The sequence below is a fragment of the Alkalihalobacterium sp. TH-98 genome (assembly GCF_057473385.1).
Window position 1 is genome coordinate 77,557 of sequence record NZ_JBYCKM010000044.1, and the last position, 20,878, is coordinate 98,434.

Consider the following 20,878-nt stretch of genomic DNA (forward strand, 5'->3'; position numbering starts at 1 on the left):
AAAGGGGGATATCTAGTGAGTGATCAGAAGAAAGATGAGCAGCTAGACAAATATGCTGAAAAAGTTCGCAGGGCAAAGATAGTCCGTAAAATTGTTCTTATTTGCGTTGCCATTATCTTTTTTATTTTTATTTCTGCAGTAACTTTTAGTTATTTATATATTAAGTCAGCAATGGGACCTGTCGATGCTGAAAGCACAGAAATAGTCAATGTTGAAATTCCAATCGGTTCTTCAAGCACTTCAATCGGGAGGATCCTTGAAGAAGAGGGAGTCATAGAAAACGGAACATTCTTTAGGTACTATGTAAGATATAAAAATGAATCTGGCTTTCAAGCAGGTAAGTATGAGTTATCAAAAGCGATGAATTTAGATGAAATCATTGACGAACTTAAAGAAGGCCTAGTGATGCAAGAGGCTGATCTAATGTTTACGATACCTGAAGGGTTATGGTTAGAAAATACAGCACGTTTAATTGCGAAGAATACAGACCATACTGAAGAAGAAATAATGGAAACATTAAGCAATGAAGAATATCTAGAAGAATTGATTGAACGCTATTCTGTTTTAACAGAAGATATTCTTACCGAGGGGATCAGACATCCGCTAGAAGGATATTTATTCCCAGCGCGATATGATTTTGTTGATGAAGATGTATCAATAGAAACGATTATTGAAGCGATGATCGAACGAACCGATAAGATTGTAGCCAAATATATGTCGTATTATCCAGATCATCCGTATACGGTTCATGAGACTTTAACATTAGCTTCGATTATTGAGCGAGAAGCTCAAAAAGAACAAGATCGATACACAATCTCTGGTGTACTGTACAATCGATTAGACCGCAATATGAGGTTGCAAGTAGATCCAACAGTTGCTTATGCAATTGGAGAACATTTATATATGACGTCTTATGCGGACTTACGAATAGACTCACCTTATAATACGTATATGTACGCTGGAATTCCGATTGGCCCGGTAGCTAATCCTGGGGAAGCATCGATTAAAGCTGCCTTTGAACCAGCAGAAACGGAGTACATTTATTTCTACGCAAGGTACGGTGGGGATGTACTATATACTGTTACGTATGAAGAGCATAACCAGAACGTTCAGAAGTATCGCCATGAATGGGCTGAAGCTAGACAGTCAGAAGAAAATAAAGAAGACGAAGAAGAGTAACCTCAAAAGTAAACAGCACGAGCACTAGGATGTAAGGATCCTAGTGCTTTTTATAAGTAGTATCATCAAGACTTAATATAATACTCTTATTTATTGTCATTGTTTTTCTATTCACACGCTTCATAAGATGAATTTCGTGAACTGCGGTGATTGTGGTAAAATAAAGCGTTATAGATGTGGAATACTAAGGAGGAAAAGCGATGCTTCCTAATAATGATCATAAAATCGATGCTTATATTGAATCACTGATTTGTGAGCGAAATGAGCTTCTTATAGAAATGGAGCAATTGGCACAAGATCAACAAGTACCCATTATGGAGTTAGTTGGAATTGAAACGTTGCTACAGTTGTTGAGAATTAAACAACCTAAATCGATTCTTGAAATTGGTACAGCAATTGGTTATTCAGCGATTCGAATGGCTCAAGCAATAGATGATGTAAAAATTATTACGATCGAGCGTGATGAACCAAGGTACAAGCAGGCGGTAAATTTTGTTGGAAGAGCAAATCTAAGAGATCAAATAGAGATTATTTTTGGTGATGCCTTACATGTAGGCGAACAACTTGAATTATATGCCCCATTTGATGTATTATTTATTGATGCTGCTAAAGGACAATATGAGAAGTTCTTTCAAATATACGAGCCATTGGTACGACCAGGTGGCTTAATCATTTCAGATAATGTACTATTTCGTGGCCTTGTGGCTGAAGAAAATATTGAAAATAAAAATCATGCAGGCATGGCAAAAAAACTTCGTCGGTACAATGAGTGGTTGATGAAAAATGAACATTTTACTACTACAATATTACCAATAGGAGACGGCCTTGCCTTATCAATAAAAAAGTAAAGAAGGTGTAAGACATGGGGAAGAAACCAGAAATACTAGTAACCCCAAATAGCGTTGAAGCTATAGAACGATTAATTCAAGCGGGTGCTGATGCAATCTTAATTGGTGAACAACGCTTTGGTTTACGTTTAGCAGGGGAATTTTCTAGAGAAGATGTTGTAAAAGCAAAAGAAATTACCAAAGCACATGGTGCAAAAGTATATGTCGCAATGAATGCTATTCTCCATAATGAACATTTGGATGAAGCATCTGACTATATGAAATTCCTTAATGAAACGAATGTAGATGCGATTGTATTTGGGGATCCAGCGATCTTAATGTTAGCTCGTGAATTGGCTCCAAATATGAAGCTGCATTGGAATCCGGAAACGACAGCAACCAACTGGTATACAGCGAATTACTGGGGAAGACAAGGAGTAAAGCGAGCTGTTTTAGCTCGTGAAATTAATATGGATGCGATCGTGGAAAGTAAAGAGAACGCAGAAGTCGAAATCGAAGTACAAGTGCATGGCATGACGAACATGTTCCAATCCAAACGTTCATTAGTTGGGAACTACTTTGAATATCAAGGTAAAAACCTAGAGGTTGAGAAAACAGAGCAAGCACGACAAATGTTCTTATTCGATAAAGAACGAAATGCGAAGTACCCTATTTTTGAAGATAAAAATGGTACCCACATCATGAGTCCTAAAGACATCTGCATCATCGATGAGTTAGAAGAAATGATTGATGCTGAAGTCGACTCATTTAAAATCGATGGTATTTTAAAAAGTACTGAGTATATGGAAAAAGTAACCCAAATGTATCGAGAAGCAATTGAATTGTATTTAACAGATGAAGATGCATACGCAGATAAAAAAGAAGAGTATGTTGAGAAAATTCGTGAGATCCAACCGCCAAATCGCGACATCGACACAGGCTTTTTCTTTAAAGAAACGGTTTATTAAGGAGGGAATACGATGCAAGCTATATCAGAAGTAAACGAAACGGGAAAACGTGTCATTACAAAAAAGCCTGAACTCCTCGCACCAGCTGGTAGTTTAGAAAAGCTAAAAATAGCTGTTCATTACGGAGCTGATGCGGTCTTTATCGGTGGACAAGAGTTCGGACTTCGTTCTAATGCTGACAACTTCTCAAAAGAAGAAATGCGAGAAGGCGTTGAATTTGCGAACCGTTACGGTGCAAAAGTATATGTTACGACAAATATTTTTGCTCATAATGAAAATATGGACGGCTTAGAAGAATACTTGGAAGGTCTCCAAGAAGTAGGCGTTACCGGTATTATTGTTGCAGACCCATTAATTATTGAAACTTGTCGCCGAGTCGCACCAAATGTAGAAGTTCATTTATCTACACAACAATCATTAAGTAACTGGTTAGCCGTTAAGTTCTGGAAAGAGCAAGGTTTAGAGCGTGTCGTTTTAGCGAGAGAAGTTGGATTAGAAGAAATGCTTGAAATGAAAAAACATGTGGATATCGAAATTGAAACGTTTATCCACGGTGCTATGTGTATTGCTTATTCAGGGCGCTGTGTATTAAGTAACCATATGACAGCTCGTGACTCTAACCGTGGCGGCTGTTGTCAGTCCTGTCGTTGGGATTACGACCTATTTGAACAAAAAGAAGAAGGAAAAGGTCTTGTTAAAGAAATTCCTTTGTTTGCAGAAAACGATACGCAATATACAATGAGTCCAAAAGACCTCAATCTGCTACAATCGATTCCACAATTAATTGAAGCAGGAATTGACAGCTTAAAAGTTGAAGGTCGTATGAAGTCTATTCACTATGTTGCAACCGTTACTTCCGTATACCGAAAAGTGATTGATGCTTACTGTGCAGACCCAGACAACTTTGTCATTCAAAATGAGTGGTTAGAGGAACTAGAAAAGTGTGCGAACCGTGACTTTGCACCACAATTCTTTGAAGGAACACCAACATTTAAAGAACAAATGTATGGTATCCATCCCAAACGTACGACGTATGATTTTGCTGGACTTGTCCTAGACTATGACAAGGAGACAGGAATTGTTACATTGCAGCAACGAAACCATTTCAAACCAGGAGATGAAATTGAATTTTTCGGTCCTGAGATTGAAAACTTTGTTCAAACGGTTGAAGCGATTTGGGATGAGGATGGTAATGAATTGGATGCCGCTCGTCACCCGTTGCAAATTGTTAAAATTAAAACAAAATACCCGGTATATCCATGGAATATGATGCGTAAAGAGGTTAAATAATGAAACAAAAGCCAATCATAATTGGTGTGGCGGGCGGAACAGGTTCAGGTAAAACGACCGTTGCAAAAGAAATTTTTCACCAATTTAATCAAAAATCTATAGTATTAATTGAGCAAGATGCATATTATAAAGACCAAAGTCACTTATCGTTTGAAGAAAGACTAGGTACGAACTACGATCACCCATTGGCATTTGATAATGATCTTCTAATGGAGCATTTACAAACGTTGTTAGATGGCGAGTCAATAGAAGTGCCTGTTTATGACTACGCACAGCACACTAGGTCTGATACGTTCATACCTGTTTTACCAAAGGATGTCATTATTTTAGAGGGTATCTTAATTTTAGAAGATAAACGACTTCGTGATCTAATGGATATCAAATTATTTGTTGATACAGATGCTGATATCCGGATATTAAGAAGACTTTCTAGAGATATTCAGGAACGTGGTAGAACATTAGAGTCTGTTGTGGAGCAATATACGACTGTAGTTAGACCGATGCATTTACAGTTTATCGAACCAACTAAGCGATATGCTGATATCATTATTCCTGAAGGTGGACAAAATAGGGTGGCCATTGATTTGATGGTAACAAAAATCCGCTCTATTTTTGAAGCCCGGTCCTTTTTAACGAAAAATCAGTAAAAACAAGAAAAAAAAGTAAAAAGTTATCATATCAGGATAGCAGGATACGTTGTTTTTGTTTATACTATAAGAGTATCTTTAAAAGGGCTTTAAAGAACTAATGGGATAAAGAAAAGCGAGGTGATAAACCTTGCTTTTCTTTTACATAGCCTAATTTCTAGAAATATCATTTCATAGTAAATTTACTTTTTTTGATGGAAAGAGGAGTGAACGTCATGGCTGAAGAAAAAACACATTATATGACCCTTGAAGGGAAACAAAAGTTAGAAGAAGAATTAGAGTTCTTAAAAACGGAAAAACGTAAAGAAGTCGTTGAACGTATTAAAGTAGCACGTAGTTTCGGTGATCTTTCTGAGAACTCAGAGTATGATTCAGCGAAAGAAGAGCAAGCATTTGTTGAAGGGCGTATTTCGACTTTAGAAAAAATGATTCGTGATGCAGTCATCATTAAAGAAGATGAAACGAATACTTCTGTTGTTTCTTTAGGAAAAACAGTTCGTTTCGTTGAACTTCCTGATGGAGACGAAGAAGAATATACAATCGTTGGTAGTGCAGAATCCGATCCGTTTGAAGGCAAAATTTCAAACGACTCTCCAATGGCACAAAGCTTACTTGGAAAATCTGTAGGCAATAAAGTAACCGTTAACACACCAGCTGGTGAAATGGAAGTTAAAATTCTAGAAGTTAAATAATAAAGAAAAAGAACTGTTCATTGTTGAACAGTTCTTTTTTTGGGATAAAATTATGGTAAGTTACTTTATTCACTTACAATATAGACCGTCGTTTGCAAGGGAATGTTATTGTACATCCATAGTACTTCGTCATTGTGCATGCGGATGCACCCCAAGCTAACATGTTTTCCAATAGATGAAGGGTCGTTGGTGCCATGAATACCGTATTTAAAGTTATTCGTCCCTGGAACATTTAGACCTAACCAGTGACTGCCTAATGGGTTATTTGGACTTCCTCCAGGAATGTTCTTCGGATTATACCATGGCTTTTCTACTTTATTGACAATCTGAAACGTTCCTTCAGGTGTTAAGGATGCATCTTTCCCAGTCGCGACGGAAAAGGTCCTTAATATATCAGCATTTTGGTAGACGGTTAATGTATTCGTCGTTTTATTCACCTTTATGGTGATTCCACTTGGCTTGTAATTTTTTAAAATTGTCGTATGTGGGATCGTTAGTGTCATTCCTGCTTTGACATCGGCCGCTGGATTTACAATTTGATTATAATTTGCAAGCGGAATGAGTTGATCTGTATTTCGATAGTATTTCATTGTAATGTTAAATAAGGTCTCTCCCGACTCAACTTTATGAAAAGCGATAATATCTGGATCTGGGAGATTTAACTTTTGGCCCGCTTTAAGATCAGTAGCTGGATTGGCAATTTTATTGAATTGCGCAACCTTATGTTGTTGAGTGTCTGGGGTGATATAGTATTTTTTCACGATGCTATATAATGTCTCATTTGGTTTTACTTCGTGAGTAATGACGATTTCAGCTTTTTCACTGGGCTCGCTTTTTGGTTGTTCTGACGGTTGTTTGTTTTCTTTCGGCTTTACAATATTGTGAGATGATGTTTTGTCGGCATTAGAGCTTGTTCCTTGGTCCACTTCATTTTGTTTTTGTGGATGTGTGTCTTGCTCCACTTCTTTTGGGTCATCTATTTCAGCTGTATCTTCTTGCGCGTTGTCTGTTTCTTCACCCATTTTATTATCCTCAGATGGATCTTCCGCAAGTTCTTTTTCACCTTCTTGCTCTTCTTCTAGTGGACTACTTTCCTCATGTTGTTGTCCTGGATTAAAAACCCCTAATTGTGATGGGACTAACCCTAGTTTTAATACTGCAGCTGTAGCTCCTCCTAAAGTTAACAGGAGTAGGACAGCTACTAAAATAAATGAGGACATCTTGCTCTTTTTCTTTTTTCTCTTATGTTTAACTGAACGAGGTAAAAACTCACTATGCTCTTTTGATTTCTTAGACACCAAACTTCCTCTTCTCTATAAATAATAAGGTTCCAGATAGTTTTCAAAAAACTAAACATTTATTCCGCAATAATCGAGAAAATCCTTCATCTTTTGACAAAATAGTCGTTTTAAAAATTTAATTAGATCTTAAGTTCTATATTTTCTCATGATACTAAGCAGAAAAGAATTCAAAGGAACTACTCCATACTATTTATTCGACAATGATAGTCAAATTTCCTATATAAGGTATGAAGGAAGTTAAAAAGTTGACACACCCACCCCGGGTTACATTTTCAAAAGAATGGAGAGTTTTTTCTTGTCTTAGAAATATAGTGGGTATATACTGTGTATATACTTTATGTACAGTCGAGGTGGCAACATGTGGATTCACCTTTCGAATGAATCAAAAGACCCGTTATATAAACAATTAAAAGATCAAATTAAACAACAAATTATTGACGGGACATTAGAAGGAGATACAGAATTACCATCAATCAGAACGCTCGCTAAAAACATACAAACGAGTGTAATTACCGTTAAACGGGCGTATTCAGAGTTAGAGCAAGAAGAATTTATATATACGCGAGCCGGCCGAGGAACGTTTGTAAAAGCAACGGAAAAAAGAATATTACAACAAAAAGTCGAAAAGCAATTTGAAGCAGAAGTCGATCGACTGTTTCAGCTAGGGGCTAGTCTAGGACTCAGTCTAGAAGAGATGATGACAATGATTCAGAGATTAAAGGAGGAAAGAAAGTGAAAGGTATCGTTACAGTTAAACGAGCAGTTCAATCGTATAAAGAATTTCAGTTAGGTCCAATTGATTTAAGCATTAAGGAAGGCTTTATAACAGCAGTGATCGGACGAAACGGGGCAGGAAAGACGACACTATTAAAAGGGATCGCACATATTGAACCTTTTTTATCTGGTGAAGTCACTGTTGCAAATAGCTCGTATGATCAAGACCGGTTACATTTTAATCGGACTATCTGTTTCGTTTCTGAAGAGATCAATATGTACAGCGATTTTACAGTGCAGCAATCGATTGATTTTGTCTCTTCATTTTATACCAACTGGGATAGCGACCTTGAACAAAGGTTATTAAAAGAATTTCAATTGTCTCCTAAAAAGAAAATCCATCAGCTTTCTAAGGGGATGAAGTTAAAGGTCAATGTGCTTTTAGCTCTTTGCTTTCATCCAAAGGTACTGATTTTAGATGAACCAACTGCAGGACTCGATCCAGTAGCTAGACAAGAATTATTAGTTTTACTTCAGCAGTGGATTGAAACGGGAGAAAAGACCGTAATCTTATCATCCCACATCACAACTGATTTTGAACAAATTGCGGATTACGTCATGTTTTTAAAAGACGGGCAAATAGCGCTATATGAAGATAAGGAAAAGTTAAAAGACAAGTATCTATACTTCACGACAAACCACCATACAGATCTTCCTATAGCTGGAATTTATGGTTATCAAAAAGGATCGTATGAGGTGACAGGTGTGATTGATAGTGAGCAGGAAAATACGTTTGATGCGCAATTACGTCCGGCTACTTTAGATGAAATTTTATACTACGTAGTGGAAGGTGGAGCGAACGATGCAATCTTTGATTAAGAAAGATTTACTTTCTTTGAAAAGTATTTCAATGATTTTTATTCCGCTCACGATCTTATTTCAATTTTTTATCACTTGGTATGTTAGTAGTATGAGTGGATTTTTATTAAATGATTTAAGCGGAATAATCTTCTTTATTATATTGTTTAATTTATTGATGAGTTACGGGTTGATTACTCATATTTGTAATGCTGAGGAGTTAAGTGGAGTCAATAAGAGGATCCGGAGTTTGCCTATTTCTGTTTCAACGATCGTCGTTGTAAAATTTAGTTCGACTCTTATTATACTGATTAGCATTAATGCGATTACTTTCGGTACGTTATTTTTTGTTCAAGTGATCCTAGGGCATCCAGTAGGGATAGGATATACAGGTGGTGCAGTGCTACTCATTAACGGCTTAATTCTATTGTTTATTAGTTTTTATTTATTCGCTCATTTTACTTTTGGCTCTTATATAGCGGTTTGGATTGGTCGACTGTTTATTGTTACAGCGGTTTTCCTGCCAATGTTTTTAAGCTGGCCGTCGAGCCTTATCTTTGGGGTACCGATTTCAGTTATTACACCATTATTAAATCAATTTTTCTTTATCAGTACCTTATTATTAGTTGGAAGTTCGATGTGGTTCTCGATCCAAAGTTATCGTGATTTTTATAAAGTAAAGAAAAAACTTAACATGACGATAGGTTTTTTTAGTACATTCTTCATTCTCATGTTGCTCACAGTGACTTCAGCAGTTGCACTTTCCTCTCCCCCTTTGAATACGAAGGAGGAAATTATTGATCATATATCAGTAGAACGCTTAAACATATATTATAAACCAGATCATTCAAATGGAAGAGAATTACATGGAATAGAGTATGAATTGGTTCTTACGGCATCTCCCTTATCGAACCCAGAGCTTCTTCAAGAGATCGGTGTAAGCCTTATTTTTCCTAAAGAAGATCCATTGTTTAAGTTGGTTGGCCATGATATGGGAGTTCATTATAGCAGTTGGTCGTTTCATCAAAGTCGGCCCACTTTCTGGCTGAACAGCGTAACAAGTCCGTATGATATGGACGTTGAACAATTATTAAGAGCAATTAGTGAAAGCCGGCCGCAAATTGCAATTTTTGAAAATTTTCAGGAAAAAGTACCATCAAGACTGATAAACTACTAGAAACGTCAAGGAAATAGTAGTAAAATAACTAGAAATTGAAGATGTTGCATGGTAGTATTAGGATTGAATTGGGAAGGAGAGAAAGTCAATGAACTACTCAACTCGATATGATCAACGTAAAAAACGTCGTTTAAATCGGTTGCTGAATGTAGCAATCGGAATAGTAGCTATCTCAATTATATACGTTGCGGTGAAAATATTTTTTACTCCTGGCGGCACTGAAGAAGTAATTGCTGATGTTGAGCAAGAACAACAAGAGGAACAGCAACAAGAAGAGCAAAGTAGCGAAACGGAACAAACCATCGAAAATGACCGTGATATTAATTCTACTCAAGAAGAAGCAGAAAATGAGGAACTTCGTGAAGAAGAAGAGGAAGCGGAGGAAGAGTTGTCTGATGGGGAATGGCAGCCGATCGGGACAGTGCAAAGTGAACCATTTGAAATCAACTTTTCAAAAGACCACGTCAATTGGAAAGAAATGACCCATGCCATTCAATATGCAACAGGTTTATATGATGACATCATTATCTGGCGAATTGAGAACGGCGGCGATTCAATGAGTGCCGTTGGAACGGTAAGTGATGCAGCAAATAAACATACCCCTTACCGAGTTAGAATCGAGTGGGTAACAGAACGTGGCTGGAAACCAGTAGAAGTTATTAAGTTATCATCAAATCCCTACTTATAAAACAAGATTTTAATAGCTTAATATAAAATTAAGGCTCCCCATCTATACGATGGTAGGGAGCCTTTTTCATATAGTGAGCGGTCTATCTATTTTTTCGCTTTAAAATGAACGACCGCTGTATAAATAGGTAAAGAAGTTTTTTGGTCGATATGGACATTATGCTGAACATGATGAACCTGTAACATGAGGACCTTATTATTATCAATTTGTTCATTCATTTTCTTTTCTAATTCTTTTAAGCTTCGAGATTCGAAACATTCGACTTTATCTTCAATCACATCTAAATGAATTTGCATCGTTATTTCTCCCTTTTTATCAAATTTCAGTTATAATATACCAAGAACAATGGATATTGTATACTTTGCTGCTTTATATGGAAAAATGTTGAAGTAAATGTTGCAAATGAAAGGAAGATAGTCATGAAAATTGGCATTATTGGTGCGATGGATGAAGAAGTAGAATTATTAAAAAGTAAATTAGACGATCGAGTCGATCAAACGATTGCAGGCTGTGAATTTCACGAGGGGAATTTAAATGGTCTTGATGTCGTCCTATTAAAATCAGGAATCGGAAAAGTGAATGCAGCAATCGGAACAACAATGCTCATTCAATTATTTAATGTTGAAAAGGTCATTAATACAGGATCTGCAGGTGGTTTTCATGAAGGGTTAAAGGTTGGAGATATCGTCATCTCAACCGAAGTCCGATATAACGACGTTGATGCTACTGTCTTTGGGTATGAATTTGGACAGGTCCCAAGAATGCCAGCTTTTTATTCTCCGAATGAAGAATTAGTAGCCATTGCAGAAGAAGCGGCAAATGACGTTGGAGTTCATTCTGTAAAAGGACTAATCGTATCTGGGGACTCGTTCATGAGCGACCATGCTCGTGTAGAGGATTTAAAAGTTCGCTTTAATAACCCGTATTGTGCAGAGATGGAAGCAGGAGCTATTGCACAAGTATGCCATCAATTTAATTGTCCGTTTGTTATCATTCGTTCACTTTCAGATATTGCGGGTAGTGATGCGAAAGTTTCGTATGATCAATTTTTGGAGACGGCATCTGTTAATTCTGCAAACCTTGTGTTACTAATTGTTGATCAGTTGAAAAAGTAAAGAGTGGAGTGTTACAAGCAGTGCATAACTTAGCGAGTACCAGCAGTTTTTGAACTGCTGATATCCTATATATTCCCTCTAGTAACAACAGTTACATCCTCTTGACTACAGTTTTCTATGCTAGAATAGAAGAGTGTTGATAGGAGGAATGTAAACATGGATGATAAGAAAATTCGTGAAATTAAAGGAAAAGTAGAAGATTACAAGCGATTTGGTTTTATTTTATTGTCCTTAAGTGTATTTATGTTTCTTGGTATCATTATCCCAAACGATGTTCCTTTAACTGGAAATTATGTTGAATATATGATGGTTGGGACCGTGTTATCGTTAGTGACGGCATTGATTTTTCACCGAAAAGCGATGCACTATCGTAACCAACTAGATAACGGAGAGTTCGGACAATAATAATATATGATATATATAAATGGAGAAGAGGATGACAATCAGGTCATCCTCTTCTTTGCTACATAAAAAGGTGGTATATAAAAAATAAAAAGGTACCAGGTACCTTTAGTGGGCTAAAGGATTACCTGGCACAGGGTTGTGAATAAGGGTGTTTATGTTGCTGGTGGCGTAACGATGTAGTAGATACTAATAAAGAAGATAAAGATTACGAGTACGGATGCATATGCTTTCCATGGCACAAACTTTTGCGTAACAAGTACGATCTTTACACATGTCATGTACATCCATGCAATTCCTAATATAACACCTACTACTGCGATGAATGGAACTGTCGCCCCAACGCCGTCAGCAATAAATCCTGGCATCGCTAGAATAGAAGGGATCAGGGCCCCGGCTGACAGGCGGAAAAGCTGTCCAAGTAAGCCAGGTCCTCCAAATCCGCGAGAGGCGGCCCATAAGAGTAGAGATAGTGCCACTCTCGTCAGAAAGACCATTATTATCCCAGAGAGAATGAAAAATCCAGGTACGACTATATTTCTTAAAAACTCAGCTTCAAAGCTTGAAATATAGTCGATATTTTGTTGAATAGAGATAAAGCCATAAATGACACCTAAAAGGATAGTAACAAGGTGACCCCATATATTCCATTTTGGAGAAGTGGTTAGTTCGGCTATAGCTTCATTGTTTAGTAGAGTGGTGCGAATATAAAGTATCAACCCTGTCATAAATATCCCCTCATTTTATATCATTGTTTGTTGTTCCTTACGATAAGTCAACATCAGCTCGTTTGCACTCGCCGTGTATCCTTTATCTCATACGTAGGGCTCCAGTCCATACGCCGCTAAACGAGCGCTTCCGCTTTTCTATCTGTCTAGCTGCAGGCGCCATCGGCTCGAGGTGCTTCGGTCCATCAACGTGTCCAAAGACCGGACACTAATGCTGGACCTCCAGCGCTTGTCGCCGATAAGCAGGCACCTTCCGCTTTTCTAACTTAAAATTCCCAAGGCATTAGTGCCCAGACAAAGATAGCAATACTAATTGCAGTAATTAAAAATGCTCCGAATGTGCTGTTGTAACGAGCTGGGTTAACGTCGTTCCAACCATGAATACGTTCAATTAACTTGTGATCAGCTTTAGTAGGTAAGTTCTTTTGTAAAGCTGGGATTCGGTTTGTAATATATGATACTACAATTAGTAAAATAAAGCTAAGCGGTACACATAACATTGCTCCAGATAACCCCATACCATCTGTTAGGGCATGACCACTGACAACGATACTAGGGAATACGAAAGGAGAAACGATGATGTACAGAATTCCACCAACTACAGAAGCTGCCATTGCACCGTATCTATTCGCTTCTTTCCACCATACACCCATCATGATGAGAGGGGCATTGGTCACGCCTGCTAATCCAAAGGCCCATAGAATACTTACGGTTAAGAATTCAGGTGGATTGAAAGCTAAAAGTACACTGACTAAACCACCCATTGCAATTGAAATATAACCTAAACGTACTTTAGATTTACTAGTTAAGTTTGGCTTAAGTGTCGTAACAATATCTTGAGAAATTAGAGCACCAATTGCTAGTAAGTTACCACTTAAAGTAGATAGACCAGCAGAGATCGCACCAGCAATAACAAGTGCTGTTACCCATTCAGGGTTATAAACTAAGTTTAAGATAATTGTAAGCTTATCCGCATCTGCAGAAGAAATTTCTACTCCAGAAATTTGCGTGTAGTATACACCTGCAAACCCCATTGCATAAGTAGCAGAGAAAACAAGACCTAAAACTAATGCAAACCATACCATTGCTTGACGTGCACTTTTTAAACTAGATGCTGTATAAATACGCATCGCTAAGTGAGGTAATCCAAGAGAACCAATTGTTAAAGCAGGAATAATTGCAAAATACCATTTAGAAGAATATTGGTAGTCAAAGAAACTCGGCATTGCTTCTAACATGGCAGGAACCATATCAGCATATAAAAGTGGAGGGAAGTACCAACCAGTTCCACCCATAGCTTTCATGATTGCTCCTAATGGAACGATAAACATTAGTGCAATAATAACCATTTGAATAGCAGCGTTGTTTGTAGCTCCACTCATACCACCAATGGTTACATAACCAACAATTAAAATACCACCAACAATAAGTCCAGTAATATAAGGAATACCAAGTAACGTTTCAAATGTAACAGCAATACCGATCATTTGTCCTAGCGCGTACATAATTGAAACTAAGATCATAAATAATGCAGCGATAATAGAAGCAGAAACACCATAACGCTCACGAACGAAGTGAGTAGGTGAGAAAGCACCCATACGACGTAAAGATGTTCCATAAATAATTGTGATTAATGGAATAGCTAAAATCATTTGGATCCATAACAAAACAAATGGAACTTGGAGATTTAGGATTAATCCCGTTACCCCTAAAAATGTAGCTAAACTCATGTATGTTGAAGCCATTGCAAGACCATTGGTTACTGGTCCTACACCACCACCAGCGGCATATAAGTCCTCGACGGATTTACTTGCACGGTTTGAAAAATAACTTACAGCATAGAATAGTACGAATGTTGCGATAACGATTACGATACCTATAATTGGATTGGATAACTGCCATGATTGCTCCATCTTAACTTACTCCTTTCTGGCTATCATTTGTGTCTTGACTTAAACGAGCATTTTCTTCATCAATTGCTTCATCGATGTGATTTCCAATTTTACCTGCAATTAGAGTTAAAATGAAAATTCCAAACCAACCGATTAGAATTGGTACGATGTACATGATCGGAAATCCGAACAAGTTACCTTCTACTGGAAAGATAGAAAAGATGAAGCCGACATGCCCAGCCAGTAGGAAAATAGCAGACATAATAATTGTAAACCAAACTTCTTTTTTATACGCACTCATTAAAAATCTCCCCCTTCAATTTTGTAAGTGCTTTCATTTTTTCCTAAGCTCACTAACCCATTGATGAACTGAACGAACACTCAATCTGTCTTCAACCAAAAAATAAAACTGACCGACCAGTCGGTTTTCTAAATATACATGCCCCCTAGTTGAAGAAATATTGAGTTAAAAAAATCCCCCTCCCTTTCACAAGTAGAGAAAAATTAGTAAACTTAATTAGAATTTACACGAAATTTGGAATTGTTTCAAGGTTAAATCGTAAGAAAATTATATTTAATTTAAAGTTTTCTGATATTTTATATGTATATTAATACAGTAAATACCATAATTAGAAAGAGTTGATAAAAATGAAAGAGTTACTCCGACGGAAAACAACCAACCGACCAATTGTCCTGTTTGCGATAATTATGGCGATGTTTATGGCAGCCGTTGAAGCTACGATCGTCGCGACTGCGATGCCAGGAATCGTATCAGATCTAGGTGGATTTAGTTTATTCACTTGGGTTTTTGGAGGGTATTTACTAATGCAAGTGGTTTCAATCCCGATCTATGGAAAATTAGCAGATTTATTTGGAAGGAAAATTATTTTTTCGATTGGTATTTTCATCTTTCTTATTGGGTCCATATGGTGCGGGTTTGCGACTTCAATGGAATGGTTAATTATTGCTAGATTTATTCAAGGTCTAGGGGCCGGTGCAGTTCAGCCAATTGCAACGACGATCGTCGGTGATATATACACGAAAGAAGAACGAGCCAGCATTCAAGGCTATCTAGCAAGTATTTGGGGGATATCATCCATTCTTGGTCCAGTATTAGGTGGAGTATTTGTTCAATACCTTCATTGGTCTTGGATTTTTTGGATGAATATTCCGTTTGGTTTGTTAGCTGTACTTTTAATCGTACTATTTTTAAAAGAGAATGTTGAGAAAACGAGACCAGCCGTCGATTATTTCGGCGCCCTCTTAATCTTAATCAGTGTTGGATCTTTAATGATGGTGTTAATCCAAGGTGGCGTTCAATGGGAGTGGCTTTCACTACCTGTCTTACTATGTATCAGTGTCTTTGGGATTAGTTTTATTGCATTCATTTATCAAGAAAAACGAGCACTGGAACCGATTATGTCGATGGATATATGGGGAACACCGTTAATTGTGATTGCAAACATTGCATCGTTCGCATCAGGGGCTTTGCTGCTGGCAGTATCATCCTTTCTTCCTACGTATGTTCAAGGAGTTATGAATCAGCCGGCAATGATTGCTGGGTTTACATTAACGATGATCTCAATTGGTTGGCCGATATCATCAACGATCGCTGGAAAACTTCTACTTAAAATTGGGTACAGAAAGGCAGCGCTTATTGGTGGTTTTGCTTTAGTTTTAGGTTCGACATTTTATTTAACTCTATCGCTCATCCATCACCCGGTTTGGGCAGGATTAGGATCGTTCTTTATTGGAGTAGGAATGGGCTTTTCAACGACAACTTTTATCGTTTCGATACAAAGTCATGTTGATTGGAAAAAGAGAGGTGTGGCCACGGCTTCCAATATGTTTATGAGAACATTAGGAGGCGCAGTTGGTGTGGCCTTATTAGGTGGGATTCTTAATAGCAAGTTAAAGTCACAACTTGAGGGGGTTTTAGGAACTATTGACTATGAATTGGATATGGATATTGTCAATATTATTTTAAGCCCCGAACAAAGAAAAGTACTGACTGAACAAGAAGTCGTATTTATTCAAGAAGCTCTTTCACAGGCATTATCTTATGTGTATTGGGGGATTTTCATATTTGCACTCATTAGTCTTATTTTAATATTTTTTTTACCGCGAGAAGAAAAGGTGAATGAAAATTAAAGATCAGATTTAATTAATTCGATAAAATGTTGAAGTATACGAGCCGTTAAGCCCCAAATGACGTACTGATCGTAGAAGTAAAAAAACTCTGGAAACGAATGTGTTCGTTTCGTATAGGCTTCGCGATTCGGAATGCGGTCAAATGGAAAGTTTTCATCAGGCTCAAAATGAATATTCATATTGTACATTTTCGGTTCTGTTTCTAGTAAAAAGGATAAAGGAACGGTAAATACTTCTTCAACTTCATGTTCACTCGCAGAGATCTTTTCGGGTGACAAGATTTGACCAACAAATGGGAAGATTGTCCCGCGGAATGGTGTGACTAGGACATCTAAAGCCGCAATAGTAGTAATGTCAGCTTCGGATAGTCCTAGCTCTTCACATAATTCCCGTTTCGCCGTTTCTTCTTCTGATGGGTCCGTTGCGTCAATTTTTCCACCGGGAAAGCAAATCTCACCGGGTTGGCGGGTTAATTGTTTGGAACGTACTTCAAACAAGATGTGAAGTTCATCGTCTTTTTCTATAATTGGAACGAATACCGCTGATTTTAAAGCACGTGAATCCTTTAAGACACCGGCATCTCTCTTGGCGAGGAGTTGCTTGATTTGGTCTAGAGTTACAGACATTTCCTCCATCTCCTTGACATTTTTATTTTTATCATACCAAAAAAAGAAGCTGACTCATAAAAGTTTGTACTCCTCACATGAATTTAATCGTGAGAAATTGCAATTCTTCGAGTCAGCTTTTTTATGCGAAGGTGTTTTTGTAAATCTAGTAAAGCGCAATCTTGGTTGGAACAAGCGCTCTATAAATCAATTAAAGTTTTTCGTTAAACCAATTAACGATATGGTTTAAACGCTCAATGCGAAGGTGTGGCGGACCGCTGCGTGAAAGTTCATGGTTCGATTCCGGGAAGCGAACAAACATCGTATCTTTCTTTTGGTGTTTTAAGGCAATGTATAGTTGTTCTGCTTGTTCAATCGGGCAACGATAGTCATTTTCACCGTGTAAAATTAACAATGGTGTTTCAATGTTCTTCACATAACGAAGTGGAGAGTGGTACCACAGTTTTTCTGGGTCATCTTGGAAGCAAGCACCAATTTCCCATTTTGTAAAAAAGTAACCAATGTCACTAACACCATAGAAACTCGTCCAGTTTGAAATTGAACGTTGGGTAACAGCAGCTTTAAAGCGATTCGTATGACCGACGATCCAGTTTGTCATAAAACCACCGTAACTGCCTCCAGTTACACCTAGGCGATCTTGGTCAATGTAATCAAAGTTTTCTAGCGCAAAATCAACTGCTGCCATTAGATCCTCATAATCTTTTCCACCATAATCACCACGACAAGCGTTTACAAACTTTTGGCCGTAACCGTGACTGCCTCGAGGGTTCGTATAAAGAACAACATAACCTTGAGCAGCTAAAAGTTGGAGCTCATGGAAGAACGAGTTGGCATACATGGCATGCGGACCACCATGAATTTCTAAGATCATTGGGTATTTTTTACCTTCTTCAAAGCCATGTGGTTTCATGACCCACCCGTGTACTTCCCAGCCGTCACTTGCCTTTGCTGTAATTGGCTCGGGGATGGAAAGATGAACTTCCGAAAGAAAAGCTTCATTAATATAAGTCAATCTCGTTTTCTTTTTCTCACCTAAGACAATTTTGTAAAGATCTCCCGGATTGGATGCATCACTAAGTCCAATGATGGCATATTTTCTATCCTCATCAAACGTATATCCATACACATGACCTTCTTCAGCGAAAATTGGTGTAATTTCATGATTCTCATCAATCGCATAGAGGCTCGTATTCCCGTTTTCACTGCCAGTGAAGTAAAGTGTTTTTCCATCTTTTGACCAGATCGGACCAGGGTTTGGATGACCGGAACGCATGTCAGAAATGGCAGCATCGGTAATATGGACATCCCATGTTTCTGTAATACATTGCTTTTCTTTCGTGCTGATATTAATTGTATAAATTTGGTTGATGGTTGCCCCTAAATATTCCCGTTCATTACCAAAACAAGCAATCGTTTTTCCATCCGGTGACCATGTAGGGTGAGTATAAACCCCGTTATGATCCGTTAATAAAGTAAGCTCTTTCGTTTCAACATTTAAAAGGTAGAGATCGGAAACGATTTGAAAGTCAGCGTCATCTGTTAAGTTGGCTGAAAGGGCGATCGTTTTTCCGTCTGGTGACCAAGAGCTCGGTTCATAACTAAAACGGTCAGAAGTAAGCTCTGTGATTTCATTTGTTTCTATATTAATAAGTGCCAGCTGTTGATACGTTTCGTTATGGAAACCAGCACCATCTGATTTATATTTTAGACGATTGACAACAAGAGGTTCCGATTTCTTCTCTTCTTTTTTCTTTTCCTCTTGGTCAAAGACACTCTCATCTTTATCTAGTTTTAATGATGTTTTAAAAAGTAATTGCGTACCACACGGTGACCAAACCGGGTGTGATGCACCATTTTTAGATTGGGTTACTTGTTGCGGCTCGCCGCCTTCGGTAGAGATAACCCAAATTTGTGATTTTCCAGAACGATTCGAAACAAAAGCGAGTTTCTTACCATCTGGAGAAAAGCATGGAGAGTGATCGCGTACTTTTCCGAATGTCCACTGTACACTAGAAGCATCATCGAAACGTTGGAAATGAAGGTGAGAACGGTACTCTTGATCTTCATCAATTGTTGTTTTTACAAAAACAAACTTGCCGTTACACGGAGAAATTTGAGCTTCGCCGACATTCGAAATTTTAAACAGATCCTCACTTGTGATTGGTCTTTTGTTTGGCATATGTATCCCCCTTAATGAATTTCAAACGTATTTTTATTAACTTCTAGTTGAACCATTACATTCGACTTGCTAATACCTGAAAGCGTATTCAAGTCTTTTAAAAACAATGTTAAATCATCATATGTTTTAACATTAACTTGCATGAGTAGTTGATATTCCCCAGTAATCAAAGAAACGTGCCGTACTTCCTTAAAGGACATTATTTTTTTCATTACATCATTCAACTTTTGTGACTCAACACCTAGCTGTAAGATGGCGGAAACTTTTAGCCCGAGTGAAATAGGATTAACGACCCCAACTACTTCTAAAATTCCTTGATCTACAAGAGTTCTATAACGAGTCCGCACTGTTTTTTCTGTCACCTCAAGTTGACTAGCAATTTCGGTAAAAGACATTCTTCCATCCTTTGAAAGTAGCTTGAGGATGCTCTTATCTAGGTCATCAATATCTCTCAAAAAAGAAATACCTCCTTTAGGTCATAAAAAGAAAGATAAGGTCTAATTATGTTCGCTCTATGCAAGGGAAACTCCTAAAATAAGAATGAATTTTATAAAAAATTACTCCAATTAGGACTAGCTAAAGTATATAAAAAATATTGTTAAAACTCAATTGTTTTACAAATTATCTGGTAATTTCATCGTATAATGGTGGTATGAGATTTTTAATCGAGGTGAGTGAGTTGAGGGCTATAAAAGTTTTAATTGCGGACGATCAAACATTGATGAGGGAAGGTCTGAAAACGATCATTGATCTTGAAGAAGATATGGAAGTTGTAGCGACCGCTCAAGATGGACAAGATGCAATTGAAAAAGTAAAGGTGTTTGAGCCGAACTTAATATTAATGGATATTAAAATGCCAAACATGAACGGGATCGATAGCTTAAAAAAAATAAAAAAGCTAAAACCACAGATGAGAATTGTTATTTTAACGACGTTTGCAGAAGATGACTATATTATCGAAGGTTTAGCAAGTGGTGCGGATGGATTTTTGCTGAAAGATATGAATTATGATCAATTAATCCACTCCATTCGAGAGGCTGCAGTTGGTCAGTTAATGCTTCCGACGGTCATTGCATCAAAATTGGCGCAGCGCCTTTCAAAATTCAATTCGGCGATCGAAAATGAAATTAACGTCGATAAGCTTAAAAAGAACGGAATTCATTTATCTGAACGAGAACGAGAAGTTGCGTCTTTAATCGTCAAGGGATTTAGCAACCGAAAAATTGCCGGGCAACTTTTTATTAGTGAAGGAACGGTAAAAAATTACATCAGTGAAATTTACAGCAAACTAGGGGTGAAAGACCGCGCACAAGCAATTGTTTATTTAAAAGAACTGCAGTTTAAATAATTCGAGTTTCCTTTTATATCTAATAAAAGAATGTGACATAATTTTCATGTTCTTGTAAATCCTATGTGTAGGGATGATAGAAAGGATTGATTGAAT

General features: G+C 37.5%; 22 protein-coding genes. 14 read left to right on the forward strand and 8 right to left on the reverse strand.

From position 1 onward, the window contains the following. The first annotated feature begins 15 nt into the window (after positions 1-15). The 6 genes from mltG (at position 16) to greA (ending at position 5,603) form a co-directional block, all read left to right on the forward strand. Positions 16-1,179, forward strand: coding sequence for an endolytic transglycosylase MltG (gene mltG, locus AC2VNP_RS15440; RefSeq protein WP_486918183.1), 1,164 nt, complete (start codon positions 16-18; stop codon positions 1,177-1,179). A 200-nt stretch (positions 1,180-1,379) separates the two neighbouring features. After that, a complete protein-coding gene (locus tag AC2VNP_RS15445) occupies positions 1,380-2,027 on the forward strand; it encodes an O-methyltransferase (RefSeq protein ID WP_486918184.1) in 648 nt (215 codons plus the stop codon). Between the two features lie 14 nt (positions 2,028-2,041). Continuing rightward, a complete protein-coding gene (locus AC2VNP_RS15450) occupies positions 2,042-2,974 on the forward strand; it encodes a peptidase U32 family protein (RefSeq protein WP_486918185.1) in 933 nt (310 codons plus the stop codon). A 12-nt stretch (positions 2,975-2,986) separates the two neighbouring features. After that, the gene (locus AC2VNP_RS15455) at positions 2,987-4,264 is read left to right on the forward strand and encodes a peptidase U32 family protein (protein WP_486918186.1); all 1,278 of its coding nucleotides are present in this window, start codon (positions 2,987-2,989) and stop codon (positions 4,262-4,264) included. Then, complete coding sequence (gene udk, locus AC2VNP_RS15460) at positions 4,264-4,911, forward strand: uridine kinase (protein ID WP_486918187.1); 648 nt, start codon at positions 4,264-4,266, stop codon at positions 4,909-4,911. Before AC2VNP_RS15455 ends, udk begins: the two co-directional genes overlap by 1 nt. A 215-nt stretch (positions 4,912-5,126) precedes the next feature. Further along, positions 5,127-5,603 carry a transcription elongation factor GreA gene (gene greA, locus AC2VNP_RS15465; protein WP_275118366.1) on the forward strand — a complete coding sequence of 159 codons (477 nt, stop codon included), beginning with the start codon at positions 5,127-5,129 and terminating at the stop codon, positions 5,601-5,603. Between the two features lie 65 nt (positions 5,604-5,668). Here the strand turns inward: greA and AC2VNP_RS15470 are convergent, their stop codons facing one another. Further along, positions 5,669-6,901 carry a L,D-transpeptidase family protein gene (locus AC2VNP_RS15470; RefSeq protein ID WP_486918188.1) on the reverse strand — a complete coding sequence of 411 codons (1,233 nt, stop codon included), beginning with the start codon at positions 6,899-6,901 and terminating at the stop codon, positions 5,669-5,671. A 361-nt stretch (positions 6,902-7,262) separates the two neighbouring features. On the opposite strand from AC2VNP_RS15470, the gene AC2VNP_RS15475 reads away from it, so the two are divergent. The 4 genes from AC2VNP_RS15475 (at position 7,263) to AC2VNP_RS15490 (ending at position 10,341) form a co-directional block, all read left to right on the forward strand. Then, positions 7,263-7,640, forward strand: coding sequence for a GntR family transcriptional regulator (locus tag AC2VNP_RS15475; protein ID WP_486918189.1), 378 nt, complete (start codon positions 7,263-7,265; stop codon positions 7,638-7,640). Then, positions 7,637-8,497, forward strand: coding sequence for an ABC transporter ATP-binding protein (locus tag AC2VNP_RS15480; protein ID WP_486918190.1), 861 nt, complete (start codon positions 7,637-7,639; stop codon positions 8,495-8,497). Before AC2VNP_RS15475 ends, AC2VNP_RS15480 begins: the two co-directional genes overlap by 4 nt. Further along, positions 8,481-9,653 (forward strand): ABC-2 transporter permease, encoded by a 1,173-nt coding sequence (locus tag AC2VNP_RS15485; RefSeq protein ID WP_486918191.1) that lies wholly within the window; start codon positions 8,481-8,483, stop codon positions 9,651-9,653. Before AC2VNP_RS15480 ends, AC2VNP_RS15485 begins: the two co-directional genes overlap by 17 nt. An 88-nt stretch (positions 9,654-9,741) precedes the next feature. Beyond that, on the forward strand, positions 9,742-10,341 hold the full coding sequence (locus tag AC2VNP_RS15490; RefSeq protein ID WP_486918192.1) for a YrrS family protein: 600 nt from the start codon (positions 9,742-9,744) through the stop codon (positions 10,339-10,341). An 86-nt stretch (positions 10,342-10,427) separates the two neighbouring features. Here the strand turns inward: AC2VNP_RS15490 and AC2VNP_RS15495 are convergent, their stop codons facing one another. After that, positions 10,428-10,637, reverse strand: coding sequence for a DUF2536 family protein (locus AC2VNP_RS15495; protein WP_486918193.1), 210 nt, complete (start codon positions 10,635-10,637; stop codon positions 10,428-10,430). Positions 10,638-10,760: 123 nt separating this feature from the next. Here AC2VNP_RS15495 and mtnN point away from each other — a divergent pair, with 123 nt between their 5' ends. Together mtnN and AC2VNP_RS15505 are read left to right on the forward strand one after the other, a co-directional pair. After that, positions 10,761-11,456 carry a 5'-methylthioadenosine/S-adenosylhomocysteine nucleosidase gene (gene mtnN / locus AC2VNP_RS15500; protein ID WP_486918194.1) on the forward strand — a complete coding sequence of 232 codons (696 nt, stop codon included), beginning with the start codon at positions 10,761-10,763 and terminating at the stop codon, positions 11,454-11,456. A 156-nt stretch (positions 11,457-11,612) separates the two neighbouring features. Beyond that, the gene (locus AC2VNP_RS15505; protein WP_486918195.1) at positions 11,613-11,861 is read left to right on the forward strand and encodes a YrhC family protein; all 249 of its coding nucleotides are present in this window, start codon (positions 11,613-11,615) and stop codon (positions 11,859-11,861) included. Between the two features lie 152 nt (positions 11,862-12,013). Here AC2VNP_RS15505 and AC2VNP_RS15510 read toward each other — a convergent pair whose 3' ends face one another. The 3 genes from AC2VNP_RS15510 to AC2VNP_RS15520 all read right to left on the reverse strand — a co-directional run bounded on the left by AC2VNP_RS15510 (position 12,014) and on the right by AC2VNP_RS15520 (position 14,779). After that, on the reverse strand, positions 12,014-12,586 hold the full coding sequence (locus AC2VNP_RS15510) for a hypothetical protein (RefSeq protein WP_486918196.1): 573 nt from the start codon (positions 12,584-12,586) through the stop codon (positions 12,014-12,016). A gap of 266 nt (positions 12,587-12,852) precedes the next feature. Next, positions 12,853-14,499, reverse strand: coding sequence for a sodium:solute symporter family transporter (locus AC2VNP_RS15515; protein ID WP_486918197.1), 1,647 nt, complete (start codon positions 14,497-14,499; stop codon positions 12,853-12,855). Between the two features lies 1 nt (position 14,500). After that, positions 14,501-14,779, reverse strand: a complete 279-nt coding sequence (locus AC2VNP_RS15520; RefSeq protein WP_275118377.1) for a hypothetical protein — start codon at positions 14,777-14,779, stop codon at positions 14,501-14,503. 347 nt (positions 14,780-15,126) lie between these two features. On the opposite strand from AC2VNP_RS15520, the gene AC2VNP_RS15525 reads away from it, so the two are divergent. After that, positions 15,127-16,629: an MDR family MFS transporter gene (locus AC2VNP_RS15525; RefSeq protein ID WP_486918198.1), complete on the forward strand. Its 1,503-nt coding sequence runs from the start codon at positions 15,127-15,129 to the stop codon at positions 16,627-16,629. On the opposite strand, the gene AC2VNP_RS15530 is transcribed toward AC2VNP_RS15525, so the two are convergent. The 3 genes from AC2VNP_RS15530 to AC2VNP_RS15540 all read right to left on the reverse strand — a co-directional run bounded on the left by AC2VNP_RS15530 (position 16,626) and on the right by AC2VNP_RS15540 (position 19,889). Continuing rightward, entirely contained in the window at positions 16,626-17,255 is a 630-nt protein-coding gene (locus AC2VNP_RS15530) for an NUDIX hydrolase (RefSeq protein WP_486918199.1), read from the reverse strand. The two genes, AC2VNP_RS15525 and AC2VNP_RS15530, sit on opposite strands and share 4 nt — an antisense overlap. A 190-nt stretch (positions 17,256-17,445) precedes the next feature. After that, positions 17,446-19,434 carry a S9 family peptidase gene (locus tag AC2VNP_RS15535; protein ID WP_486918200.1) on the reverse strand — a complete coding sequence of 663 codons (1,989 nt, stop codon included), beginning with the start codon at positions 19,432-19,434 and terminating at the stop codon, positions 17,446-17,448. A gap of 11 nt (positions 19,435-19,445) precedes the next feature. After that, positions 19,446-19,889, reverse strand: coding sequence for an Lrp/AsnC family transcriptional regulator (locus AC2VNP_RS15540; RefSeq protein ID WP_486918201.1), 444 nt, complete (start codon positions 19,887-19,889; stop codon positions 19,446-19,448). 215 nt (positions 19,890-20,104) lie between these two features. Between AC2VNP_RS15540 and AC2VNP_RS15545 the strand changes: the two genes are divergently transcribed. Beyond that, positions 20,105-20,782 carry a response regulator gene (locus tag AC2VNP_RS15545; RefSeq protein WP_486918229.1) on the forward strand — a complete coding sequence of 226 codons (678 nt, stop codon included), beginning with the start codon at positions 20,105-20,107 and terminating at the stop codon, positions 20,780-20,782. The last annotated feature ends 96 nt before the right edge of the window (positions 20,783-20,878 follow it).